Origin of the sequence: Stenotrophomonas sp. SI-NJAU-1 (genome assembly GCF_020883215.1) — a bacterium.
In the GTDB taxonomy this organism is placed as follows: domain Bacteria; phylum Pseudomonadota; class Gammaproteobacteria; order Xanthomonadales; family Xanthomonadaceae; genus Stenotrophomonas; species Stenotrophomonas indicatrix.
This window is the reverse complement of sequence record NZ_CP086598.1, coordinates 2401220-2424437: the sequence shown is the minus strand read 5'-3', so window position 1 is coordinate 2424437 and position 23218 is coordinate 2401220. Positions and strand designations below refer to the sequence as shown.

The 23218-nt window shown below is 65.6% G+C and carries 23 protein-coding genes; 18 read left to right on the top strand and 5 right to left on the bottom strand.

Annotated features, from left to right (window positions below):
• Nucleotides 1-3: 3 nt before the first annotated feature.
• From LMF57_RS11125 to LMF57_RS11055, 15 genes are all read left to right on the top strand, one after another.
• A complete protein-coding gene (locus LMF57_RS11125) occupies nucleotides 4-483 on the top strand; it encodes a molybdenum cofactor biosynthesis protein MoaE (protein WP_025874342.1) in 480 nt (159 codons plus the stop codon).
• A gap of 225 nt (nucleotides 484-708) precedes the next feature.
• Nucleotides 709-1206, top strand: coding sequence for a molybdenum cofactor guanylyltransferase (locus LMF57_RS11120; protein WP_229291386.1), 498 nt, complete (start codon nucleotides 709-711; stop codon nucleotides 1204-1206).
• Nucleotides 1203-1568: a hypothetical protein gene (locus LMF57_RS11115; protein ID WP_025874344.1), complete on the top strand. Its 366-nt coding sequence runs from the start codon at nucleotides 1203-1205 to the stop codon at nucleotides 1566-1568. Before LMF57_RS11120 ends, LMF57_RS11115 begins: the two co-directional genes overlap by 4 nt.
• 144 nt (nucleotides 1569-1712) lie before the next feature.
• A complete protein-coding gene (locus LMF57_RS11110) occupies nucleotides 1713-3131 on the top strand; it encodes a NarK family nitrate/nitrite MFS transporter (protein ID WP_117310561.1) in 1419 nt (472 codons plus the stop codon).
• Nucleotides 3132-3200: 69 nt separating this feature from the next.
• Nucleotides 3201-6956, top strand: coding sequence for a nitrate reductase subunit alpha (locus tag LMF57_RS11105; RefSeq protein ID WP_117310560.1), 3756 nt, complete (start codon nucleotides 3201-3203; stop codon nucleotides 6954-6956).
• On the top strand, nucleotides 6956-8500 hold the full coding sequence (gene narH / locus LMF57_RS11100) for a nitrate reductase subunit beta (RefSeq protein ID WP_117310559.1): 1545 nt from the start codon (nucleotides 6956-6958) through the stop codon (nucleotides 8498-8500). Before LMF57_RS11105 ends, narH begins: the two co-directional genes overlap by 1 nt.
• Complete coding sequence (narJ, locus tag LMF57_RS11095) at nucleotides 8500-9180, top strand: nitrate reductase molybdenum cofactor assembly chaperone (protein ID WP_025874348.1); 681 nt, start codon at nucleotides 8500-8502, stop codon at nucleotides 9178-9180. The genes narH and narJ overlap by 1 nt, the downstream gene beginning before the upstream one ends.
• Nucleotides 9177-9884: a respiratory nitrate reductase subunit gamma gene (gene narI / locus LMF57_RS11090; protein WP_025874349.1), complete on the top strand. Its 708-nt coding sequence runs from the start codon at nucleotides 9177-9179 to the stop codon at nucleotides 9882-9884. Before narJ ends, narI begins: the two co-directional genes overlap by 4 nt.
• Before the next feature lie 3 nt (nucleotides 9885-9887).
• Nucleotides 9888-10787, top strand: coding sequence for a peptidylprolyl isomerase (locus LMF57_RS11085; protein WP_229289854.1), 900 nt, complete (start codon nucleotides 9888-9890; stop codon nucleotides 10785-10787).
• Nucleotides 10788-10811: 24 nt separating this feature from the next.
• On the top strand, nucleotides 10812-12143 hold the full coding sequence (locus LMF57_RS11080) for a nitrate/nitrite transporter (protein WP_025874351.1): 1332 nt from the start codon (nucleotides 10812-10814) through the stop codon (nucleotides 12141-12143).
• Nucleotides 12144-12239: 96 nt separating this feature from the next.
• Entirely contained in the window at nucleotides 12240-13454 is a 1215-nt protein-coding gene (locus tag LMF57_RS11075; RefSeq protein ID WP_229289853.1) for a coproporphyrinogen III oxidase, read from the top strand.
• An 11-nt stretch (nucleotides 13455-13465) separates the two neighbouring features.
• The gene (locus LMF57_RS11070) at nucleotides 13466-14242 is read left to right on the top strand and encodes a helix-turn-helix domain-containing protein (protein ID WP_229289852.1); all 777 of its coding nucleotides are present in this window, start codon (nucleotides 13466-13468) and stop codon (nucleotides 14240-14242) included.
• 20 nt (nucleotides 14243-14262) lie between these two features.
• Nucleotides 14263-15006: a molybdate ABC transporter substrate-binding protein gene (gene modA, locus LMF57_RS11065; protein ID WP_229289851.1), complete on the top strand. Its 744-nt coding sequence runs from the start codon at nucleotides 14263-14265 to the stop codon at nucleotides 15004-15006.
• Between the two features lie 3 nt (nucleotides 15007-15009).
• Nucleotides 15010-15693: a molybdate ABC transporter permease subunit gene (modB, locus tag LMF57_RS11060; RefSeq protein ID WP_208083345.1), complete on the top strand. Its 684-nt coding sequence runs from the start codon at nucleotides 15010-15012 to the stop codon at nucleotides 15691-15693.
• Nucleotides 15683-16351, top strand: a complete 669-nt coding sequence (locus LMF57_RS11055; protein WP_208083344.1) for an ATP-binding cassette domain-containing protein — start codon at nucleotides 15683-15685, stop codon at nucleotides 16349-16351. Before modB ends, LMF57_RS11055 begins: the two co-directional genes overlap by 11 nt.
• Before the next feature lie 90 nt (nucleotides 16352-16441).
• Here LMF57_RS11055 and LMF57_RS11050 read toward each other — a convergent pair whose 3' ends face one another.
• From LMF57_RS11050 to LMF57_RS11030, 5 genes are all read right to left on the bottom strand, one after another.
• Entirely contained in the window at nucleotides 16442-17977 is a 1536-nt protein-coding gene (locus LMF57_RS11050) for a sulfite reductase flavoprotein subunit alpha (RefSeq protein WP_208083343.1), read from the bottom strand.
• Nucleotides 17974-18402 carry a PAS sensor domain-containing protein gene (locus tag LMF57_RS11045; protein WP_005409905.1) on the bottom strand — a complete coding sequence of 143 codons (429 nt, stop codon included), beginning with the start codon at nucleotides 18400-18402 and terminating at the stop codon, nucleotides 17974-17976. The genes LMF57_RS11050 and LMF57_RS11045 overlap by 4 nt, the downstream gene beginning before the upstream one ends.
• A 140-nt stretch (nucleotides 18403-18542) precedes the next feature.
• Nucleotides 18543-19226, bottom strand: coding sequence for a hypothetical protein (locus LMF57_RS11040; protein ID WP_229289850.1), 684 nt, complete (start codon nucleotides 19224-19226; stop codon nucleotides 18543-18545).
• A 965-nt stretch (nucleotides 19227-20191) separates the two neighbouring features.
• Nucleotides 20192-20506, bottom strand: a complete 315-nt coding sequence (locus tag LMF57_RS11035) for an AzlD family protein (protein WP_033831264.1) — start codon at nucleotides 20504-20506, stop codon at nucleotides 20192-20194.
• Nucleotides 20503-21237, bottom strand: coding sequence for an AzlC family ABC transporter permease (locus LMF57_RS11030; protein WP_229289849.1), 735 nt, complete (start codon nucleotides 21235-21237; stop codon nucleotides 20503-20505). The genes LMF57_RS11035 and LMF57_RS11030 overlap by 4 nt, the downstream gene beginning before the upstream one ends.
• Nucleotides 21238-21361: 124 nt before the next feature.
• On the opposite strand from LMF57_RS11030, the gene LMF57_RS11025 reads away from it, so the two are divergent.
• The 3 genes from LMF57_RS11025 to LMF57_RS11015 all read left to right on the top strand — a co-directional run bounded on the left by LMF57_RS11025 (nucleotide 21362) and on the right by LMF57_RS11015 (nucleotide 23202).
• Nucleotides 21362-21826 carry an Lrp/AsnC family transcriptional regulator gene (locus LMF57_RS11025; RefSeq protein WP_208083339.1) on the top strand — a complete coding sequence of 155 codons (465 nt, stop codon included), beginning with the start codon at nucleotides 21362-21364 and terminating at the stop codon, nucleotides 21824-21826.
• A gap of 148 nt (nucleotides 21827-21974) precedes the next feature.
• Complete coding sequence (locus LMF57_RS11020; protein ID WP_117311919.1) at nucleotides 21975-22655, top strand: STN domain-containing protein; 681 nt, start codon at nucleotides 21975-21977, stop codon at nucleotides 22653-22655.
• A gap of 16 nt (nucleotides 22656-22671) precedes the next feature.
• Nucleotides 22672-23202 carry a sigma-70 family RNA polymerase sigma factor gene (locus tag LMF57_RS11015; RefSeq protein WP_025874363.1) on the top strand — a complete coding sequence of 177 codons (531 nt, stop codon included), beginning with the start codon at nucleotides 22672-22674 and terminating at the stop codon, nucleotides 23200-23202.
• Nucleotides 23203-23218 lie beyond the last annotated feature (16 nt).

Below are 23218 nucleotides of genomic sequence, written 5' to 3'. Positions count from 1 at the left end.
GCCATGAGCAGCAACGTGACGGCAAAGGTGGTGGACCGTGCGCAGCGCGCCATCGACCCGGTCGAAGGCATCGCGGCAGTGTCCGACCCGGCATTCGGCGGCATCGATGTGTTCATCGGCAAGGTGCGCGACTTCAATGTGGGGCGGCCGGTGACCGGCATCACCTATGACCTGTTCGAACCGCTGGTGCTGAACGAGATCCAGCGCTTGGCGGCGGAGATCGAGGCGACGTTCGGGCCGAAGCTGAAGCTGTATGTGGCGCATGCCAAGGGCCGCTTGGGCATTGGCGATGTGGCGGTGGTGGTGGCTGCGGGCAGCCCGCACCGTGATGAAGCGTTCCGCGCGTGCCGGCAGTTGATCGAGGCGGTGAAACACCAGTGCCCGATCTGGAAGCAGGAACATTACGAGGACGGCGACAGCGAGTGGAGCGAAGGCTGCACGCTGTGCCACGCCGACGGTGAACCGGCGCATGATCACCACTGACGGCAGTAGATCCACGCCATGCGTGGATGGCGCCTTCCCCTCGCGCTTGGCAGAAGCAGCCACGCATGGCGTGGCTCTACTGAGGCGTACCTGCACGGTTGCTCCATGCGTGGATGGCGCCTTCCCCTCGCGCCCGACAGGAGCGGCCACGTATGGCGTGGTCGGGTTTCCCGCGTGACAACGCCCATTGCCGGCATCGTTCTGGCCGGCGGCCTGTCCAGCCGGATGGGCCGCGACAAGGCATTGCTGCCCTGGCAGGGGCGCACCCTGCTGGAGCACATGCGCGGCACCTTGCGGCTGGCCGGGGCAGACCGGGTCTGGGTGAGCGGGCGCTACCCTGCCTTCGGCGGCATACCCGACCAGATCACGCGTTGCGGGCCGCTCGGAGGCCTGTTCAGCGTGGCGATGCAGATGCCCGATGGCCCGGCTTGGGTAGTACCGGTGGATACGCCCCGCTTGACCCCGGATCTGCTGCAGCAATTGCGTGACGGGCATCGCAGCGCTTGCACGATCTTTGACGGGCATCCGCTTCCGATGCTGTTTAATGTGGACAATGAAAGTCGCACGATCCTCGAAAACATGATCCACGATCCCCTCGGCCCGCGTTCCCTGCAGGCCTTGCAACACCGGCTGGACGCGCAGACGCTGCGCCTGGCCCACGCTGATGAAAGCGCCCTGATCAACTGCAATACCCCCACCCAATGGGAGGACGTTGCCTCATGAAGGTGCAGTTGCAACAACAGACAATGCGTCTGCGCCTGGACGAGGCCGAATTGGCCCGGCTGCTGGCCGGTGAAACGGTGGAGAACCTGACCCGGTTCGGCGGCAGTGGTGGTTGGGGTACCGCCGTTTCGCTGCATGGTGGCGAATCGGCCGTGCTGCTCGACAGCGGCACCGATTGCCGCCTGGTATTGCCCCGGTCTTCCGTGGAGGACCTGGCCGGGCGCCTGCCATGCCGCGATGGCCTGGCCTTTGCGCTGTATCTGGACGACGGCACCACGCTGCAACTGCAGTTCGATGTGGATGTGCGCGACAGCGTGCGCCAGCGTGGCGTGACCCGCCGCGGTTCCGCGTCACCGGTTTGACATTTGTCAGGGGCAGGCTGAAAACCCGCCCCTGATTGATCCAGATCAACCCCGTCGTTGCTGCTGCACGGCCTAATGGCTGCATGACGACGGGTTACAACTTGAAAGCAGTACCCACGTCATTCCACAGCCTTGGAGCCATGTATGACCGTCGGTAGCGATCCTGTTGTCCGCAGCTCTGCCAGTCCCGGTCGCGTCATCAGCGACTGGACGCCGGAAGATCCCGGCTATTGGGAGCGCACCGGCAAGCGGGTCGCCACGCGCAACCTGGTCATCTCCATTCCCTCGCTGCTGCTGGCCTTCTCGGTCTGGGTACTGTTCTCGGCGGTGACCATCAGCCTGCCGAAGATCGGCTTCGGCTTCAGCACCGATCAGTTGTTCTGGCTGGTGGCACTGCCCAGCCTGTCCGGCGCGACGCTGCGCATCTTCTATTCGTTCGTGATTCCGATCTTTGGCGGTCGCCGCTGGACGGCGCTGTCCACTGCGTCGCTGCTGGCTCCGACGGTCTGGCTGGGCTTTGCGGTGCAGAACCCGGCCACGCCGTACTGGGTGTTCGTGGTGATCGCGATCCTGTGCGGCTTTGGTGGGGCGAACTTCTCCTCGTCGATGTCCAACATCTCCTTCTTCTATCCCAAGCAGAAGCAGGGCCTGGCGCTGGGCCTGAATGCCGGCCTGGGCAATGTCGGGGTGTCGGTGGCCCAGGCGGTGATTCCGCTGGTGATCACGGTGGGCGTATTCGGTGCCCTCGGTGGTGCGCCGCAGCCGGTGGTGGAGGGCGGTGCACCGCTGTACCTGCAGAATGCCGGCTTCATCTGGGTACCGGCCATTGCGATCTGCGCCGTGGCGGCCTGGTTCGGCATGAATGACCTGACCAGCGCGCGCTCCTCGTTCGCCGAGCAGGCGGTGATCTTCCGCCGCAAGCACAACTGGCTGATGTGCTGGTTGTACATCGGCACCTTCGGTTCCTACATCGGCTTCTCTGCTGGCTTCCCGATGCTGGTGAAGAGCCAGTTCCCCGCCGTGAACCCCCTGGCCTACGCCTTCATCGGCCCGTTGCTGGGTGCGCTGATGCGCTCGGTGGGCGGCAGCATGGCCGACCGCTGGGGTGGTGCGCGGCTGACGTTCTGGGTGTTCGCGCTGATGATCGCAGCGGTGTTCGGCGTGCTGCATTTCCTGCCCAGCGACGGCCAGGGCGGCAACTTCTACGGCTTCCTCTTCAGCTTCATGGCGCTGTTCGTGCTCAGTGGCATCGGCAACGGCACCACCTTCCGCATGATCCCGGTGATCTTCCGCACGCTGCATGAGCGCCTGTCGGCAGGGGCCAACGCTGAAGGCAAGGCCGCGTCGGCGCACCAGGCCAGCATCGAGTCGGCTGCGGTGGTGGGCTTCTCTGGTGCGATCGGTGCCTACGGCGGCTTCTTCATTCCCAAGAGCTATGGCTCTTCGATCACGTTGACCGGCAGCCCCGATATGGCGCTGTACGGGTTCGTCGTTTTCTACGTCACCTGTCTGGCCGTGACCTGGTGGTGGTACTACCGGCGCGGCGCTGAGACGCCCTGCTGACATGAAAACGCACCGCAGCCAGATGACACACACAGCCACGATGCAGATGTCCGCAAAGGGAGACCCTCGATGAGTTATTTTCTTGATCGCTTGCAGTTCTTCAAGCGTGACCCCCAGCCCTTTGCCGATGGCCATGGGTTTGCCAAGAGCGAAGGCCGTGACTGGGAGAACAGCTACCGGCAGCGCTGGCAGTACGACAAGATCGTGCGCTCCACCCACGGGGTGAACTGCACCGGTTCGTGCAGCTGGAAGATCTACGTCAAGAACGGATTGGTTACCTGGGAAACCCAGCAGACCGACTACCCGCGCACGCGCCCGGACCTGCCCAACCACGAGCCGCGTGGCTGCCCGCGTGGCGCCAGCTATTCCTGGTACCTGTACAGCGCCAACCGCCTGAAGTATCCGCTGATCCGCGGCACGCTGCTGCGCCTGTGGCGCGAAGCACGCAGGACCCAGGGGCCGGTGGATGCCTGGGCCAGCATCGTGGAGGACAAGGAAAAGGCGCGCTCGTACAAGACCCGGCGCGGCATGGGCGGTTTCGTGCGGCTGAACTGGGAAGAAGCCAACGAGATCATCGCAGCTTCCAATCTGTACACGGTGAAGCAGTATGGGCCGGACCGCGTGGTCGGTTTCTCGCCGATTCCGGCGATGTCGATGGTGTCCTACGCCGCCGGCGCGCGTTATCTGTCGCTGCTGGGCGGCGCCTGCCTGTCCTTCTACGACTGGTACTGCGATCTGCCGCCGGCCTCGCCGCAGATCTGGGGCGAGCAGACCGACGTTCCCGAATCGGCCGACTGGTACAACAGCCGCTACATCATCGCCTGGGGCTCGAACGTACCGCAGACGCGCACGCCGGATGCGCACTTCTTCACCGAGGCCCGCTACAACGGTACCAAGACGGTCTCGATCTGCCCGGACTATTCCGAGCTGGCCAAGCTGACCGATCATTGGCTGCACCCCAAGCAGGGCACCGACGCCGCGTTGGCGTTCGCCTTCGGCCACGTGATCCTGCGCGAGTTCCATGTGGATTCGCCGTCGCAGTACTTCCAGGACTACTGCCGCCAGTACTCGGACATGCCGATGCTGGTGCGCCTGGAGCGCCGCGCCGATGGCCGCCTGGTGGCCGGCCGTTTCCTGCGTGCCAGTGAGCTGGGAGGGTTGGGCGAAGCCAACAACCCGGACTGGAAGACCCTCGCTTACGACGAGACCAGTGGCCAGATCGTGGTGCCGAACGGTTCGATCGGTTTCCGCTGGGGCGAGAAGGGGCGCTGGAACATCGAGGAGAAGGCCAGCAACGGTGCGGAGACGCGCCTGCGCCTGAGCCTGTCCGAGGCCAACGATGGCATCGAGGCGGTCAGCTTCCCGTATTTCGGTGGCATCGAGAGTGACGGCTGGACCGCCGCCCCGGCCGAGGAAGTACTGGATCGCAACATTCCGGTACGCCGCCTGGCGCTGGATGATGGCAGCCAGACGCTGGTGGCGACGGTGTATGACCTGCTGCTTGCGCAGTACGGCGTGGACCGCGGTTTCGGCGGCGCCAATGTCGCCAGGAGCTTCGATGAGAACGTGCCGGGCACGCCCGCCTGGCAGGAACGCATCACCGGCGTGTCGCGCGGGGAAGTGATCGAGATCGCCCGCGAGTTCGCGCGTACCGCCGACAAGACCCATGGCCGCTCGATGATCATCGTCGGTGCCGGCATGAACCACTGGTTCCACAATGACATGAACTACCGCGGCCTGATCAACATGCTGATCATGTGCGGTTGCGTGGGCCAGACCGGCGGCGGCTGGGCGCACTACGTGGGCCAGGAAAAGCTGCGCCCGCAGACCGGCTGGCAGCCGCTGGCGTTCGGCCTGGACTGGAGCAAGCCGCCACGCCATATGAACGGTACGTCGTTCTTCTATTTCAACACCGGGCAGTGGCGTTACGAGAAGCTGCAGGTGGACGAACTGCTGTCACCGCTGGCCGACGCCAGCAAGTACAGCGGCAGCCTGGCCGACCTGAACCTGCGCGCGGTGCGCATGGGCTGGCTGCCAAGTGCGCCGCAGCTGGACCGCAACCCACTGCAGCTGGTGCGCGAAGCCGAAGCGGCGGGCGTGGCACCTGCCGACTACGCACTGGGCAAGTTCAAGGACGGTTCGCTGGACTTCGCCTTCGCCGACCCGGATGCCAGCCAGAACCACCCACGGATGATGTTCATCTGGCGCTCGAACCTGCTGGGCTCTTCGGGCAAGGGCCATGAGTACATGCTGCGGCACCTGCTGGGAACCCGCCACGGCCTGCAGGGCAAGGACCTGGGCGAGATGGGCGCAGTGAAGCCGGAGGAGGTGAAGTGGCGCGACGAGGCGCCGGAAGGCAAGCTGGATCTGCTGGTGACGCTGGACTTCCGCATGTGCACCACCGCGCTGTACTCGGACATCGTGCTGCCCACCGCCACCTGGTACGAGAAGGACGATCTCAACACCTCGGACATGCACCCGTTCATCCACCCGCTGTCGAAGGCGGTGGACCCGGCGTGGGAATCGCGCAGTGACTGGGACATCTTCAAGGAGGTGGCGCGCACCGTGAGCGAGATGGCGCCCGGCGTGCTGGGCGTGGAGAAGGACCTGGTGCTGGTGCCGACCCTGCACGACACCCCCAACGAGCTGGGCATGCCGTTCGGCGTGGCCGACTGGAAGAAGGGCGAGTGTGAGGCCATCCCCGGCCAGACCATGCCGTCGATGACGGTGGTGGAGCGCGATTACCCGAACCTGTATCGCAAGTTCACCTCGCTGGGCCCGTTGCTGGACAAGCACGGCAATGGCGGCAAGGGCATGAACTGGGATACGAAGCATGAGGTGGAATTCCTCGGCAAGCTGAACCATACCGTGCGCGAGGAGGGGGTCAGCCAGGGCCGGCCGGCCATCTCGACGGCGATCGATGCGGCCGAAGTGATCCTGCACCTAGCCCCGGAAACCAATGGCCATGTGGCAGTGAAGGCGTGGGAGTCGCTGGGCGGCTTCACCGGCCGCGAGCACACCCATCTTGCGGTGGGCAAGGAGCACGAGGCGATCCGCTTCCGTGACATCCAGGCGCAGCCGCGCAAGATCATCTCTTCGCCGATCTGGTCCGGGCTGGAAGACGACAACGTCAGCTACAACGCGGGTTACACCAATGTGCACGAGTTGATTCCGTGGCGCACAGTGACCGGCCGCCAGCAGTTCTACCAGGACCACGAGTGGATGATCGACTTCGGCGAGGCCTTCATGAGCTACCGGCCACCGGTCAATACCCGCACCATCGAGCCGCTGCTCAACCAGCGTTCGAACGGCAACAAGGAGATCGTGCTGAACTGGATCACCCCGCACCAGAAGTGGGGCATCCACAGCACCTACAGCGACAACCTGATCATGCAGACGCTGTCGCGCGGTGGCCCGATCGTGTGGCTCAGCGAGGACGATGCGCGCAGTGCCGGCATCGTCGACAACGACTGGATCGAGCTGTTCAACGTCAACGGTGCGATCGCCGCGCGAGCGGTGGTCAGCCAGCGGGTGATGCCGGGCATGGCAATGATGTACCACGCCCAGGAACGCATCATCAACGTGCCGGGTTCGGAGATTTCCGGCACCCGCGGCGGCATCCACAACTCGGTGACCCGCATCGTGCTCAAGCCGACCCACATGATCGGTGGCTACGCGCAGCTTGCCTACGGTTTCAACTACTACGGCACCTGCGGCACCAATCGCGACGAGTTCGTGATCGTGCGCAAGATGGACAAGGTGGATTGGCTGGACGATGAACAGCCCGCTGGTGCCTCGGCATCGGCCAGCAAGGAGGTGGTGTGATGAAGGTCCGTGCACAGATCGCGATGGTATTGAACCTGGACAAGTGCATCGGCTGCCACACCTGCTCGATCACCTGCAAGAACGTGTGGACCTCGCGCGAGGGCGTCGAGTACGCCTGGTTCAACAACGTGGAAACCAAGCCGGGCATCGGCTACCCGAAGGAATGGGAAAACCAGGAGAAGTGGAATGGTGGCTGGGTGCGCACCGGCAGCGGCAAGCTGGTGCCGCGCGCCGGTGGTCGCTGGCGGATGCTGGCCAAGATCTTCGCCAACCCGGACCTGCCGCAGATCGACGACTACTACGAGCCGTTCGATTTCGACTACCAGAACCTGCACACCGCCAAGGACAGCCAGCACCAGCCGACCGCAAGGCCGCGCTCCCTGGTCAGTGGCGAGCGCATGCAGAAGATCGAATGGGGCCCGAACTGGGAGGAGATCCTGGGCTCGGAATTCAGCAAGCGCTCGCGCGACTACAACTTCAATGAAGTGCAGAAGGAGATCTACGGCGCCTTCGAAAAGACCTTCATGATGTACCTGCCGCGCCTGTGCGAGCACTGCCTGAACCCGGCGTGCGTGTCGGCGTGCCCGTCGGGCGCGATCTACAAGCGCGAGGAAGATGGCATCGTGCTGATCGACCAGGACAAGTGCCGCGGCTGGCGCATGTGCGTGTCGGCGTGCCCATACAAGAAGATCTATTACAACTGGAAGAGCGGCAAGTCGGAGAAGTGCATCTTCTGCTACCCGCGCATCGAGATGGGCGAGCCGACGGTATGTTCGGAAACCTGTGTCGGCCGCATCCGCTACCTGGGCGTGATGCTGTACGACGCCGACCGCATTGCCGAGGCCGCGTCGGTAGCTGCCGAAAAGGATCTGTACCAGGCCCACCTGGATATTTTCCTGGACCCGCATGATCCGGCGGTGATTGCTGCTGCGCGCGCCGAAGGCATTCCGGACAGCTGGCTGGAATCGGCCAAGCAGTCGCCGGTGTACAAGCTGGCGATCGACTGGAAGCTGGCGCTGCCGCTGCACCCGGAGTACCGCACGCTGCCGATGGTCTGGTACGTACCGCCGCTGTCGCCGATCCAGTCGGCGGCCGAGCGGGGCCGCATCGGCATGAGTGGCGAGCTGCCGGACGTGGCCTCGCTGCGCATTCCGGTGCGCTACCTGGCCAACATGCTGACAGCCGGTGACGAGGCGCCGGTGGTGCGTGCGCTGGAACGCCTGATGGCGATGCGCGCCTGGCGCCGGGCCAAGAACGTGGACGGCGTGGAAGACACGGCGGTGCTGGACCAGACCGGGCTGACCGTGGCCCAGGTTGAAGAGATGTACCGCTACCTGGCCATTGCCAACTACGAGGACCGTTTCGTGATTCCGACCGCACACCGCGAGTACGCCAACGATGCCTTCGGCGAGCGCGGCGGCTGCGGTTTCACATTCGGCAACGGCTGCAACGGCGACAGCCCGGCCGACCTGTTCGGGCAGCGCAAGAGCACCAGCTTCGTGGTGAACAACGGCCCGAACCACCGCCGCAAGGAGGTGGTGTGATGAGCGTACTGAAGCTGGTGGGGGTGCTGCTGGACTACCCCCGCGACGAACTGTGGCAGCACGGCGAGGAACTGCTGGCGGCGTGCGATGAGGCGGCACTGACACCGGCGCGGCGCAGGCAGTTGCGTGGTTTCGTACAGCAGTTGCTGGACAGCGATCCGTTGGATGCGCAGGCCGCCTGGCTGGCGACCTTCGACCGCGGCCGCTCGATGAGCCTGCTGCTGTTTGAACACATCCACGGCGAATCGCGTGACCGTGGCCAGGCCATGGTGGACCTGGTGGAGACCTACCGCCGCAACGGCTTCGAACTGGATGCCCGTGAGCTGCCGGACTACCTGCCGCTGCTGCTGGAGTTCCTGGCCCACCAGCCGGAGACCGAAGCGCGCGAGTGGCTGCACCATATCGGCCACATCGCCGGGATGCTGGCCGCGCGCGCCACCGAGCGTGAGCTGCCGCACGTGCCGCTGCTGGAGATCCTGGTGGAAGCTGGTGACGGCAAGGTCAACCTGGAGGCGCTGCGGCAACGCGCCAGTGAGGAACCCCGCGACGATACGGCCGAGGCGATGGACCGGTTGTGGGAAGAGGAAGCGGTGCGTTTCGGTGCCGAAGCGCCCGCTGAAGACTGCAAGCCACCGACGCGCTCGCCGGCCCGTCCTGTGCATCGTGAGGTCCAGCCATGAACTACTACCTGCATCAATTCGCCTTCCAGTACTACCCGTACATTGCCGTGGCGGTGCTGCTGATCGGCAGCTGGGCGCGCTATGACAAGGCCATGTACACCTGGCGCACCGGTTCCAGCCAGATGCTGTCGGACAAGGGCATGCGGATCGGCAGCAACTGCTTCCACATCGGTATCCTGGCCATCCTTGGCGGCCATCTGGTCGGCCTGCTGACCCCGCACGCGGTGTATGAGCACTTCATCACCTCCTCGCAGAAGCAGATGCTGGCGATGGTGGTGGGCGGCGTGTTCGGTGCGCTGTGCTTCATCGGCATCAGCATCCTGCTGGTGCGTCGCCTGACCAATGCCCGCGTGCGCGCCACCGGCAGCTTCGGTGACACCCTGGTGCTGGTGCTGCTGTTCGCCCAGCTCTGTCTTGGCCTGTACAGCATCCGCATATCGTCCGGGCATCTGGACGGTGGGGTGATGGTGCAGCTGGCCGAATGGGCGCAGCACATCGTGACCTTCCGTGCCGGTGCTGCTGACTACATCGAGGGCGTCAGCTGGGTCTACAAGATGCATATCTTCCTGGGCCTGACCCTGTTCCTGATCGCGCCCTTCACCCGGCTGGTGCATGTGTGGAGCATTCCGGTCAGCTATCTGTGGCGGCCGTACCAGGTGGTGCGCCGTCGCCAGGCGGCGCTGCGCTACGGACCGCGGGAGTAAGCCATGGGCAACCTGCCGAAGTTCCTGCCGATCACCGTGATCGATTTCGCCCAGACGGTCCCGGCCGAGGCCCACCAGCACCAGCATGACGGGGCAGGGGAGGGGCCGCGCTCGCTCGGGCAACCGGCACCGTGCCGGTTGTTCGTGGAGGACACGGCGATAAGCGAGGCCGACATCGCCCGCGAGATGCAGCACCATCGGGCACTGCGCCCGGAACAGTCGCGCGCCGAGGCGGCGCGCGCACTGGTGGTGCGTGAACTGCTGCGGTTGGAAGCGCAGCGCCTGGGCCTGCTGGCGCCGGCAGGCGGCCGGGTCAGCGATGAGGAAGTGCTGATCCAGCAACTGCTGGAAGACGCGATCGAAGACCGCGTGCCGACCGACGAGGACTGCCAACGCTACTTCGAGCAGAACCCGGAGCGATTCCGCTCACCGGATCGGGTACGGCTGCGCCATATCCTGCTGGCCGCGCCGGCCGATGATGTGGCCGGGCGGCTGGCCGCACGCACCGAGGGCGAGCGTCTGGCCAATGAACTGAAAGCAGCGCCGCACCTGTTCGCCGACTTCGCCCTGCGTCATTCGCGCTGCCCGTCCAGCAGTGACGGCGGTGACCTGGGCTGGCTGCAGCGTGGGCAGACCACGCCGGAGTTCGATCGCCAGGTGTTCCGCCTGCGCGAGGGCCTGGCTGGCTTCCCGGTGGAATCACGCTGGGGCTACCACGTGGTCAGCATCGATGGGCGCGAGGAGGGGCAGCCGCTGCCGTTTGCAGCAGTGCTGCCACAGATCCGGGACTACCTGGAGCTGCAGGTGCGCCAACGCGAGGTGCAGGCGTACCTGCTGCAGCTGCAGGAGCGCTACCCGGTGCGCGGACTGGATGAGATCGAAGCTGAAGCCGAGGTCGGCTGACCCACTCTTGAGGAAGGAGATTGCATGAACCAGGCCCTTGCCCCCGCCAGTGCCGGGCAGCAGCAGCGTGCGCTGTGGCTGAGCACATTCGCCTTCACCGTGTGCTTTGCGGTGTGGATGATCTTTTCCATCATCGGTATCCAGATCAGCGAGCAGCTGGGATTGACCGACACCCAGTTCGGCCTGCTGATCGCCACCCCGGTGCTGACCGGCTCGGTCAGCCGCGTGTTCCTCGGCATATGGTCCGACCAGTTCGGCGGCCGCAAGGTGATGGTGCTGGTGATGCTGTGCGGCGCAGTGGCTACCTGGATGCTGACCTATGCCCACACCTACCCCCAGTTCCTGTTCGCCGCGCTGTGCGTGGGTATTGCCGGTGGCAACTTTTCGGTGGGCGTGGCCTATGTGTCCAGGTTCTTCCCGGCCAGCAGGCAGGGCACCGCCCTGGGCATCTTCGGCGCCGGCAACATCGGCTCGGCGGTGACCAAGCTGCTGGCGCCTTTGGTGATGGTGGCCGCGGGCTGGACCATGGTGGCCAAGGTGTGGGCGGTCGCGCTGGCGGTCACCGCCGTGCTGTTCTTCCTGTTCAGCAAGGAAGACCCGTCGCTGGAACAGCGCCGCCGTGACGGGGTGAAGCCGGTGCCGTTCTCCGAGCAGATGGCTCCGCTGAGGAACCTGCAGGTGTGGCGGTTCTCGTTGTACTACTTCTTCGTGTTTGGTGGTTTTGTGGCACTGGCGTTGTGGCTGCCGCATTACCTGGTGGGGGCGTACGGCATGGACGTCGGCACCGCCGGCATGCTGGCAGCCTGCTATTCGATTCCGGCCAGCCTGTTCCGCGTGGTGGGCGGTTGGATGTCCGACAGGATGGGGGCTCGCCGGGTGATGTACTGGACATTCAGTGTGTCGGCCATCTGCACCTTCCTGCTGGCCTACCCCGATACCGAGTACGTGGTGAAGGGCATCCATGGCCCGATCCACTTCCACCTGGCCATCGGCGTGGTGATGTTCACCGTGCTGGTGTTCGTACTGGGCTTCTTCATGTCGCTGGGCAAGGCTGCGGTCTACAAGCACATCCCGGTGTATTACCCCAGGCACGTGGGTGCGGTGGGCGGTGTGGTGGGCATGATTGGCGGCCTGGGTGGCTTCATCCTGCCGATCGTGTTCGGTGCGCTGAACGATGTCCTGGGCATCTGGAGCAGCTGCTTCATGTTGCTGTTCGTGGTGGTGTCCGCTGCCCTGGCGTGGATGCACTTCGCGATCCGCCGGATGGAGCGTCGACACTTCCCGCAGATCGATCGGGAGACCGATCTGCCGGAGGCCATCGATGCGGCTGCCGCGGAACGGGCACGCGGCACGTGAATGGCAGTGCCGGCCGCTGGCCGGCACCTCAGCGCAATACGTCACGCTTGATTTCAATCAGGGCTACGCGAAGAGGATCGCGCGAGGATGACAGCCATGAGCTTCCACGTTGATGCGAGCGAGGACACAGCGCTGCAGGCCGCATTGCTGCGGCAGCCGCGCCATGTGCTGTTTCCACCGGCCGGCCATTTCAGTGCCGGCTTCGGTGAAAGCGGCTGGCGTACTGCCGTGCAGGCCAGCAACGAGCACCTGATTCCACGTGGCCTGACGCTGGGCTTCCAGACCGGGCGCATGGGGACCGATGTGCCGGCCGAACGCTATCTCGACACATTGCTGGCCGCGTTGCGCCTGCAGGCAGATGCCTTGGCCGAGGACCGCGAGGTAGTGGCGATGGTGCTGCAGCTGGGTCTGGCCGAGGCACTGCCGCCGGTTCTGCTGGGGCAGCTGCTGGATGCGGTGCCGCAGTACCTGCGCACCGTGGCCCGGCCGCAGGTGGAGGCACGGCTGGATGCCGGCAGCGGCTTGTCGCCTGCACAACTACGTGCAGTGGGTTGCACGCGACTGAACGTGATCGACCGCGCCGATGCGCCTGGCCCGGCAGTGCTTGCGCAGGCGCGCGACGTCGGCTTCACTGCCCGCTACTACCAGCTGCGTGTGCCCGCTGCGGAGGATGCCGGATTCATCGGGCGCCTGCAGACCGTGCTGGCAGATGCGCCCGAACGCGTGCTGTTGCCGGCGCCGTGTGCGCTGCCAGAGCATCCCTCATCGGAACGCTGGCTGCAGGCATGGCGATTGCTGCGCGAGGCAGGCTATGTGGGTATCGGCGGCGACCATTACCAACGCGGGGACCTGCCGGACCCGAACGGCCCGCGTGACGGCCAGCGTCATTGCGATCTGGCAGGCGTGCCCCGCCGCGATCGCAGCGATTTCATCGGCATCGGCCTGGCGGCGTGCAGCCAGATTGGCGAGGTGTTCTGCCGGACGGAGGATGACCTGGAGCGCTGGCAGGCACGCCTGCGGGCAGGGCATGTGGGCGTGGCCGCTGGCCTGATCCTGTCGGAGGAGGAGCGGCTGGCTGCGGAGGTCGCGCAGAGCATCGCCTGCGATCATGCGCTGGATGCTGCTGCCTTCGAATGGCGCAATGATGTTCCGTTCGATGAATGCTTTGCCGAGACCCTGCCTGCACTCGCACCGCTGCTCGCGCGGGGCTGGGCGCGCTGGGACGGCCGCGTGCTTCGCCTGGCCGAGGAAGGGCGGTTGCTGTGGCGTATGATGGCCGCATGTTTCCGGCCGGCGGCCGCCATCGCTTGAGTGCTGTCCCGATGTCTTCAACTCCGCCCTCACAGGCCCGGCCCGGCCGGACCACGCCGAATCCTGCCGCCGCCGATGATGGCGACGCGCTGCATTTCTGCAGCACCTGTGCCTTCTCCGATGCATGCATGTCGCAGGGCTATGACAAGACGGCGCTGGGCGAACTGCATGTGCTGGTCGACCACGTGGGGCCGTTCCATGCGGGGGAATACATCTTCCGTGCGGGTGAGGCCTTCGATTCCATCGCCGCTGTGCGCGCAGGCATGGTCAAGACCTTCGTCGACGACAGCCAGGGCAACGAGCAGGTGCTGGGCTTTGCTCTGCCGGGCGAGGTGATCGGGCTCAATGCGATTCACGGTTCGCGCTTCCCCTGCAATGCGGTGGCACTGGATACGGTGCACCTGTGCCGCATTTCGTTTCCCAAGCTGAGCCTGCTGGCCACCCGCATGCCGGGGCTGCAGGCCAAGCTGTTCAGCCTGCTCAGCGCGGAGATCGGCAAGGTCGCCACGCTGGCGGCCAACCACCGCACCGAGGAGCGGATGGCGGCGTTCCTGCTGGATATGTCGGCGCGTTACGCGCGGCGTGGTTTTTCCGCGACCCGCTTCAACCTGACCATGGCCCGCACCGAGATCGCCAATTATCTGCGGATGGCGCCGGAGACGGCCAGTCGCGTGCTGCGGCGGCTGAGCGATGAGGGTGTGATTGCAGTCAACCAACGTGAGATGCTGCTGCTGCAACCCGAGCGGCTGGCGGCGCTGGCCGTGGCCAGGGATTCCGAACCGGACTGAACACGGCCAGGGAGTCGACGATGAAGCGATGGGCAATGGTGTTTCTGGGCCTGCTGGCCACGCTGCCTGCGTGGGCTGGCAACCTCACGGTGTCGGCGGCATCGAGCCTTACCGAAAGCTTCCGCGAGCTGGGCGCAGCCTATGAGAAGGCGAACCCGGGCAGCAGGGTCGACTTCAATTTCGCCGCTTCCGGCGTACCGCTGCAGCAGATCGCGCGCGGCGCGCCGGTGGATGTGTTCGCCTCGGCCGATGAAGCAACGATGGACCAGGCTGCGCAGCAGAAGCTGCTGGCGGCCGGTACGCGTGAGGTCTTCGCGGTGAACGCGTTGTGGGTGGTCGTGCCACCGCAGGCGAAGGCGCCGCCGCGCGCACTGGCCGATCTGGCGGGTGCCGGCGTGCAGCGCATCGCAGTGGGCAACCCGGACAGCGTGCCGGTGGGCCGCTACGCGCGGGGAGCGCTGCAGGCCGCCAAGCTGTGGCCGGCCGTGCAGGGCAAGGTGATCAGTACGCAGAACGTGCGGCAGTCGCTGGATTACGTGGCGCGGGGCGAGGTGGACGCGGGGTTTGTCTACGCCACCGACGCGCAGGCAATGCCTGATCGCGTGCGGCGCGCGTTCCAGGTTCCGGTTGCCGGACGCATCGCCTATCCGCTGGCGGTGGTGCAGGCCAGCACGCAGCCGGTGGAAGCCAGGCGCTTCGCGGCGTTCGTGCGCTCGGCGCAGGGCCAGGCGATCCTGCGCAAGCACGGGTTCGGCAAGCCCTGACGGATGGACCTGGACTGGAGCGCACTGGGATTGTCGTTGAAGGTGGCCGGCTGGGCCACGGCGATCAATCTTGTTGCCGGCGTGGCACTTGGCGCGCTGCTGGCGCGGCGGCGCTTTCCGGGTCGGGAACTGCTGGATTCGATACTGACCCTGCCGATGGTGCTGCCGCCGACGGTGCTGGGCTATTACCTGCTGGTGCTGATCGGGCGCAATGGCCCGATCGGCGCCTGGTTGCAGTCGTGGTTCGGCATCAACCTGGTGTTTACCTGGCAGGCGGCGGTGATCGCTGCTGCGGTGGCGTCGTTTCCGCTGGTGTTCAAACCGGCACGCGCTGCATTCGAGGAAGTGGACGGTCAGTTGGAGCAGGCCGCGCGCACGCTGGGTGTGTCCGAAGCGGCGGTGTTCTTCCGCGTCACCCTGCCGCTGGCATGGCGCGGGATTCTGGCGGGCCTGCTGCTGGCGTTCGCACGGGCGATGGGTGAGTTCGGCGCCACGCTGATGGTGGCCGGCAGCATTCCGGGCCGCACGCAGACGCTGTCGATCGCCATCTATGAAGCGGTGCAGGCGGGGCAGGATGGCAAGGCCAATGCGCTGGTGATCCTGACGTCGGTGGTGTGCATCGTGATCCTGCTGCTGGCCGCGCGGCTGGTGGGTGGGCGCCGTCGGGAGCTGCGCGATGTGGCTTGACCTGCAGGTACAGCGGCGATTGCAGGCGTCCGGCCTGACGTTCGAGCTGGACGTTGCACTGCAGTGCACGCAGCGGCAGGTGGTGCTGTTCGGGCCGTCCGGTGCCGGCAAGAGCCTGACGCTGAAAGCGGTGGCCGGCCTGCTGCGCCCGGAGCATGGGCATGTGCGCCTGCACGGGCAGACACTGTTCGATGCGGGAGCAGGGGTCGATCTGCCACCGCAGCGTCGTCGCCTGGGATATGTGTTCCAGGACTACGCGCTGTTTCCGCACCTTAGCGTGCGCCAGAACGTGGCGTTCGGGCTGCAGCGGGGCTGGTCGAATCCACCGCGCGGCACCCGTATCGAGGCAGTGGAGCAGTGGCTGCAGGCATTCCGGATCGAGCACGTGGCGGATCTGCTGCCGTCGCAGGTATCGGGCGGACAGCGCCAGCGCACGGCGTTGGCGCGTGCACTGGTGACCCGGCCGCAGGCGCTGCTGCTGGACGAACCGTTCGCAGCGCTCGACCACGACCTGCGCCAGCACCTGCGCCAGGAGCTGGAAACCGTGCTGGATGAAACCGGTATTCCGCTGCTGCTGATCAGCCACGACCCGCAGGATGTGGCAGTGTTCGGCCAGCAGGTGGCGCGCGTGGTGGACGGGCGCATCGTCGGCGGATGACGCGCGGCGGTCGTGCCGGGCCATATCCTGGCGCGCCGTGTATCCACGCGGGTAGTGCCGGCCGCTGGCCGGCAGCGTCGTAGGGACGGTTCAATACAGCTCGCAGTGGGTGCGACCCTCACTGCGCAGGGCATCCCAATGGCCTTCGCCGCCGATCGCGTCGATGGCTTCGCGCATCGCACTTTCCAGGTGGCTCTTGTTGCCACACAGGTAGATGTGGCCGCCACGGGCCAGCACATCCCGCATCTGCGTGGCCTGCTGCTTCAGCACATGCTGCACATAGACCTTCTGCGCAGCATCGCGCGAGAACGCGGTGTGCAGGCTGGCCAGTACGCCACGCGCCTGCCAGTCCTGCAACTGCTCGCGGTACAGGAAGTCATGCTCGCGGTGCTTCTCGCCGAACACCAGATGGACCTCCCGCGCATCGCCGGTGGCCTGCAGTTCCTGCATCAGGCCCATCAGCGGCGCGATGCCGGTACCGGTGCCCACCAGCAGCAGAGGTGCGTTGCCGCCTTCGGGCAGGTGGAAGCCCGGATTGGAGCGGCAGTACACACGCGCCGTGTCGCCGCCGTGCAGCAGGCTGCCGGTGGCGGTGCCGAAGCGTTCGCGGCCACGCAGGGTGTAGCGCACTTCGCGCACGCACAGGCTCAGCTGGTCATCGCGCGGATGCGAGGCAATCGAGTAGGCGCGCGGCAGGCAGGGTGAGAGCAGCTCGCGCAATCGCGCCAGCGGAACCGACTGTGGGGTGGCGTGGTCCTGCAGCACGTCCAGCAGGTCCAGGCCATGCAGGTAGGTGTCCAGTTCGCGTTTCTGGCTGATCTTCAGCAGGCTTTTCAGTGCGTCGCTACCCCCCAGTCTGGCCAGTTCGCGCAGTACGCCCTTGCTGAGCAGGCGCAGTTCGCGGTCGCGCAGCGCGTCGACGGCGCTGGAATCGCCATACCAGCTGGCCAGGGCCTGCAGCAGCGCAGGATCGTTTTCCGGAACCAGATGCAGGGTGTCGCCGGCCCGGTAGGCCATGCCGCTGCCCGCGATGTCCAGCTGCAGGTGCCAGGCGGCGGGGGTGCTGTCATTCAGTCGGCGCCGTTCGACAATGCCGGCGGCGAACGCGTTGTCTTCGCCGTAGGCCGTCACTTGCAGGCGCAGATCCTGGCCGGCGGTCGCATCACCGTCCAGTACCTGGCCCAGCACCGGCCGCCACTGCTGGAAGAACTGCTCGTAGCCGAGGTCGGCGTCGACACGGTGCAGTAGTGGCTGCGCCTGACGATCGCTCAACGCTGCATCCAGCGCCTTGGTGAATCCGCAGAAGCTGGGGTAGCCGGTATCCCCCAGGCCGAACACCGCGTAGCGCAGTCCGGGCAGGGCGGGCGCCTGTCGCAGCGATTCGAAGAAGCGCTCGCCATTGGCCGGTGGCTCGCCGTCGCCGAACGAGCTGGAGATGGCCAGCAGCACATCGCCGTGGCCGAGGCTGGCCACATCGATGTCATTGAACGTCAGGACCTGCGGTCCATGCGGCTGCAGGTCCGGGTCCGCACCCAGGCGCTGGGCCAGGGCGCGGGCGTTGCCCGACTCGGAGGCGAAACCCACCAGCAGCCGGCTGATGGGCCTGCGTGTGGGGATGGCGTTCACGCAGCCTCGTAGAAGTCGTCGAACTTTTCCTTGCTGAACTCGACCAGGTCGTAGTTCTGCATCAGGTCGTTCACCACGCGGCGGATGCTGATGTACGAGGTGATGTTGCCATCAGCGTCGAACAGCGGCTGCACGGTGGTGTCGACCACGTAGAGCACGCCGCCCTTGCCAAGGTTGGGCACGATGCCGGTCCAGGTCTTGCCGGCCTTGATGGTGTCCCACATGTCCTTGTAGACGGCCTTGGGTACGTCAGGATGGCGGACGATGCTGTGCGGCTGGCCGATCAGTTCCTCGCGCGCGAACCCGGTGAGCGTGCAGAACAGGTCGTTGGCATAGGTGATGTTGCCCTGCAGGTCGGTGGTGGAGATCACCATCACGTTCTGCATGGCGTTGAGCAGCTGGGCGTTGTCGGGGGTGTAGCTCATCGCAGGTCCTTTGGATGCCGGTGACGCCGGCGTATTGGGTTCCTGCATAGAGATACGCGCCCGTGGCGTGGAGCGGATTGATATAGGTCAAGCGTGTGCCCGGAGGGGGCTGCGACCGGCTGTCGCAGGGAGGGGCGGCGCTAGTGGGCGATGGCGGGGAACCCGATGGTGTGGTGGCAGTGCCGTAGCAGTGCGCGCCCTTCTTCGTCATCGCGTTGGATACGATCCCCGCTGAAGAATGCCTGCAGCGACTGGCCCATCGCGTTGCCGGCATTTCCAGAGCGCTGTGCAGCCGCCGGCAGCAGGCTGTCAGCGCGGGGATCATGGCGGCCAGGTAGCTGCTCGCGCCGAAGCTCACCTTCAATCGCCAGCAGCGCACATGCTCCGGCGAGGTAGGCCTCCGGTTCCCGGTGCGCGCCCCATCGACGCTGGCCTGCCATCGCGGTGGCGATATGGTGGAACTCGTGCGCGGTGGTGGAGATTACGCGCGCACGCAGTGCAGCAGCGTCGTCGCCAGCGGGAAACCAGAACGCCACCACCAGTTCTGGTCGGACTGGCCTGGCAGGTTGTTGCCAGATGCCGCCGCCGTCGCTGACGATCGTGACCTGGTAGCGGACCGGTGTATCGTTCAGCCTCACTGTTTGAAGTGCGAGCCGGACGGCATGTGTAGCATCAGTGCATATCCGTGCAAGCTGATCTGAAACGGGGTCCTGCCCAACCCAACCTATATGGGTTTCTACCGGCCCGTTCGCGCATTCCAACGATCGCGCCACTTTTGCTGTGCTTTCCGAGCCCGGCAATACCGATAGCGTACCGACCTGCAAGCCATGTCCTCTGCCCGATAGGACAGTTGCAAAGGCACCATCTGCGCTTATGAGATCACGTTGCGGTAGCTGGACGGACTGGCAGGCGCTGATTGAAAGAGCCAGAGCGGCCGGCCCGGCTCCACCGGATAGCATCCGACGGGCAGCGGTGAAGCCAGGCCAGCGCTTTTGCATCAGGGAGTCATTCCGCATTGATAGGGAGAGGGATACTTTGTACAGACTTGGAAGTCGGAGACCGAGGCCGCCTTGGTTGCTCCCTGATATCGTGATGAAGCTGCGATTGTGTTGGGCCCGGGAACAGCGCCAACGTCGAAAGTTGCAAGGTCGTATCTCAGCTCGTCTGCCGTCCCGGCTGCACTGGCCGCCCAAGCATTCACTTCATCGGGATTGCTCAACCTCAGTGAGTTCCCACTTCTTTGCCAGTGGAACTGTCGGGCTGCGGTAGCGGCGCCTAGTCGACTATCAAACAGCAGAAGAGTGACTAGCCCATTGGCCGGAAAGGCGACAGATGAGCCTGATACGTCAATATCGAATTGTGCTGCATCGGGAATCTCGGAACTAGAGAATCTCAGAACACGCTCGTGCCATGGAACGCCTGAGCGCTCGCCGCCTCCGATCTTTCCACCGATCTTTCCCTCAATGCGACACTTCTTCGTTTCTTCGCAGGATGCACTGACTTGCCAATCGACTGGGCCGCATCCAGCTGTGCCAAATGCAATTCCAACCGCTGCCATGATCATTCGCAGATTCTGCATCGGTATTCTCCGCATATCTATTTGAAGGGGCCGACCAGCTCAAGCTCCTGCATCGGCCACTCATCGATAGCGACACGCGTAGAGTTGGGCAATCGGAATCGTTGCAAACTCCTAGAGTTGCGATACCTGCACAACAAATCGCGCAATTTGAGCGGGTGTGTGCTTCGTCCACGACTCCATTGCAAACAGGCGACGAATGTCCTCTGGCGCTCACCCCATCACATACCGCAGCACACCCGCCGATACCACGCCGATCAGCACCGTCGGCAGCATCGACAGCCGCGTGGCCGCAAGCAACGTGATCGCCAGTGCGGCCAGATCGGCCGGCTTGTCGGCCACGAAATCCGGGGCGATCACCGAGATCAGCACGCAGCCCGGGGCGGCTTCCATCACCGTCACCGCGCGCTTGCTCAGGGTGCGGTTGCGCAGCGCGAGGAAACCGATGATGCGGGTGAGATAGGTGGCGGCGGCCATCAGGATGATGGTCAGCACCGAGGTCCAGTGGATCAGGCCGTTGAAGATCATGCGGCGTCCTCGGCCAGCAGCCACGCAGCGGCCAGACCGGCCAGCGCGCCGCTGGCGACGTACCAGGCGCCGGGCACCAGCAGGTAGGTGCCCGCTGCCACCACCAGGCTGACCAGCCATGGCCGGGCGGCGCGCATGCCTTGCCACATGCCACGCAGCAACACCAGGAACACGGCGGGGAAGGCCATGTCGAAGCCATAGGCGTGGATGTCACCGAGCAGTGGGCCGACGATCGCGCCCAGCGCGGTGCACAGTACCCACACGGTGTACAGGCCGGCCGACACGCCGAGGTAGTAGGACAGGCTGAAGCCCAGTGCGCGCCGGCGCGCATCGGCCACGCCCAGTGCCCAGCTTTCATCGCACATGAAGAACAGCGCCGGCAGCACGCGACGGCGCGGCAGGTGCTGCAGGAGCGGCGCCAGGCTGGCGCCCATCAACAGGTGGCGGCTGTTGACCAGTGCGGTGATCGCTACGATCAGCGCGATGTGTGGCGGCGAAGTCCACAGTTCGACCGCGGCGAATTCAGACCCACCGGCAAAGTTGAGGCCGGTCATCAGCGGCACTTCCAGCGCCGACAGGCCCTTCTGGGCGGCCTGGGCACCGAGCACCAGGGCGAAAGGAATGAAGCCGATCATCACCGGCACGGCGGCGCGCAGGCCGCGCAGGAATTCGGCGCGCGGTGCGGTGTCGCACGCGGGATCAGGCAGGGGCAGGGTGGTTCGGGCGTGCATGGATCAACAACGGGTGGGGGTGGCCCATGCTAACGGTCCGATCACGAAATCGGGTTGCGTTGATGCCATTGAGTCGACGGAATGTGGAATATCATGCGCCCATAGGCCTGATGGGTGAAATTTCATGCAGTACCAGCTCGACAACCTGGATCGCCGCATCCTCGACGCCCTGCAGCGCGATGGTCGCCTGCAGAACCTGGAGCTTTCGCGACAGGTGGGGCTGTCGCCGTCCGCCTGCCTGCGCCGGGTCCGCCTGCTGGAAGAGGGCGGCTACATCGATCGCTACGTGGCCCTGCTCAACGCGGCCAGGATCGGGCGTGGGTTCACGGTGTTCGTCCGCGTGTGGCTGCGTGGCCAGGACGAAGACACCACCAACTACTTCATCAACAGCATCAAGTCCTTCCCGGAAGTGCTTGAATGCCATCTGATGGCGGGCGACTGCGACTTCCTGCTGCGGGTGGCCGTGGCCGACCTTGATGCGTACCGGCAGTTCCAGATACAGCACCTCAACCGGATCGCCGGGGTGCAGAACACCAAGACCGAAATCCCCATGCAGCGGATCAAGCAGACCACTGAACTGCCGGTCTGAACGGCCCGGCGCGTCCCCTGCGCGCCGCCGTCATCGCAATGACACGTGACGCCGCTACGGTTTGACCCGCTTGCCGGCCGTGCGCAGGTCGACCCGCCTGGTCGCACCGCGCTTCGCCGCTGCAGCTGATGTCGCTGCCGAGGGTCATGTGTTCTACGTCAGGGGGCTGAATGGACAGCATGCGATCAGACGTTGGAGGGTGGCGGCCGCCGCCGGGTTGCTGTTCGCCTTCGCTGCCGCCGCACAGGACGACATCCGCGCCTATGACATTCCCGCGCAGCCGCTGGAACAGGCGGTCGAGCGCTTCAGCGTCGTCAGTGGCTGGTCGGTGATGTATCCCGGCGATCTCGGCACGGGCCGCAGCAGCCATCCGCTGCAGGCCAGCCTGCCGCCACTGCAGGCGCTGCAGGTGGTGCTGCAGGATACGGGTGTCGAGGCCGAGCTGATCGGCGCGCAGCGCGTGGTCCTGCGCCGCGCCGCACACGCCGCTGCCGAGGCCTCTGCGACCGGTGTGGCCAACGACCTCGGGCAGCGTCGCCGCTTCGGCGACCTGCAGCAACGGCTGCGCACTGCGTTCTGTGGCGACCCTGACCTTGCACCGGGCGCCTATGCGGCGACGCTGCGCTTCCGCATTGCCAACGACGGCCAGGTGCAGGAACCCGAACTGCTTGCCGGCAGCGGCAGCCCCCGCCGCGATGCGCGTCTTCTGCAGGCGATGCAGTCGCTGCGGGTGGACGCCGATGCTGCCGCGCTGCCGCAGCCGGTGACCCTGCAGATTCGTCCTTCCAGCGCGGGCCACGACTGTGGTCGGCGCCCGCCCCAACCATGACGTCAAGGAATCGAACATGAGCAACAGCACGGCTGGGGCGGTGGACCTGATGGACCATCTGCTGGGCGCGTACGACGAACTGAAGCGCCGCCTGGTGCGCAAGCTGGGCTCGGAAGAGCTGGCCGGCGACGCGCTGCAGGACACCTGGATGCGCCTGAGCACGCGTCGCGATCGCCTGGACCCGGTACAGAACCCCGCGGCGTACCTGCTGCGCATGGCGATGAACACCGTGATCGACCGCCAGCGCGCCGACCATCGCCTGCTGAGCCTGGAAGAAGTGGATACGTTGATGGACATGGCCGATCCCGGCCCGGGGCCGGCACAGGCGGCCGAGCAGGAGATGGCGCTGGAAGACATGGTCGGCCTGCTGCAGCGGATGCCCGAGCGCCGCCGCCGGATACTGCTGGCGATCCGCGTGGACGGCCTGCAGCAGCGCGATGTGGCCGAGCACCTGGGCGTGTCGTTGCGGCTGGTGCAGCGTGAGCTGAAAGCCGCACAGGATTACCTGGCCGAACGCAGCGGGCAGGGACGGCAGGTGCGGTTCTGAGGCACGGCATCCGTCT

Coding starts and splice junctions, on each gene's coding strand:
- LMF57_RS11125 (WP_025874342.1), top strand. CDS start 4: ATGAGCAGCAACGTGACGGCAAAGGTGGTGGACCGTGCGCAGCGCGCC.
- LMF57_RS11120 (WP_229291386.1), top strand. CDS start 709: ATGGGCCGCGACAAGGCATTGCTGCCCTGGCAGGGGCGCACCCTGCTG.
- LMF57_RS11115 (WP_025874344.1), top strand. CDS start 1,203: ATGAAGGTGCAGTTGCAACAACAGACAATGCGTCTGCGCCTGGACGAG.
- LMF57_RS11110 (WP_117310561.1), top strand. CDS start 1,713: ATGACCGTCGGTAGCGATCCTGTTGTCCGCAGCTCTGCCAGTCCCGGT.
- LMF57_RS11105 (WP_117310560.1), top strand. CDS start 3,201: ATGAGTTATTTTCTTGATCGCTTGCAGTTCTTCAAGCGTGACCCCCAG.
- narH (WP_117310559.1), top strand. CDS start 6,956: ATGAAGGTCCGTGCACAGATCGCGATGGTATTGAACCTGGACAAGTGC.
- narJ (WP_025874348.1), top strand. CDS start 8,500: ATGAGCGTACTGAAGCTGGTGGGGGTGCTGCTGGACTACCCCCGCGAC.
- narI (WP_025874349.1), top strand. CDS start 9,177: ATGAACTACTACCTGCATCAATTCGCCTTCCAGTACTACCCGTACATT.
- LMF57_RS11085 (WP_229289854.1), top strand. CDS start 9,888: ATGGGCAACCTGCCGAAGTTCCTGCCGATCACCGTGATCGATTTCGCC.
- LMF57_RS11080 (WP_025874351.1), top strand. CDS start 10,812: ATGAACCAGGCCCTTGCCCCCGCCAGTGCCGGGCAGCAGCAGCGTGCG.
- LMF57_RS11075 (WP_229289853.1), top strand. CDS start 12,240: ATGAGCTTCCACGTTGATGCGAGCGAGGACACAGCGCTGCAGGCCGCA.
- LMF57_RS11070 (WP_229289852.1), top strand. CDS start 13,466: ATGTCTTCAACTCCGCCCTCACAGGCCCGGCCCGGCCGGACCACGCCG.
- modA (WP_229289851.1), top strand. CDS start 14,263: ATGAAGCGATGGGCAATGGTGTTTCTGGGCCTGCTGGCCACGCTGCCT.
- modB (WP_208083345.1), top strand. CDS start 15,010: ATGGACCTGGACTGGAGCGCACTGGGATTGTCGTTGAAGGTGGCCGGC.
- LMF57_RS11055 (WP_208083344.1), top strand. CDS start 15,683: ATGTGGCTTGACCTGCAGGTACAGCGGCGATTGCAGGCGTCCGGCCTG.
- LMF57_RS11045 (WP_005409905.1), bottom strand. CDS start 18,402: ATGAGCTACACCCCCGACAACGCCCAGCTGCTCAACGCCATGCAGAAC.
- LMF57_RS11035 (WP_033831264.1), bottom strand. CDS start 20,506: ATGATCTTCAACGGCCTGATCCACTGGACCTCGGTGCTGACCATCATC.
- LMF57_RS11030 (WP_229289849.1), bottom strand. CDS start 21,237: ATGCACGCCCGAACCACCCTGCCCCTGCCTGATCCCGCGTGCGACACC.
- LMF57_RS11025 (WP_208083339.1), top strand. CDS start 21,362: ATGCAGTACCAGCTCGACAACCTGGATCGCCGCATCCTCGACGCCCTG.
- LMF57_RS11015 (WP_025874363.1), top strand. CDS start 22,672: ATGAGCAACAGCACGGCTGGGGCGGTGGACCTGATGGACCATCTGCTG.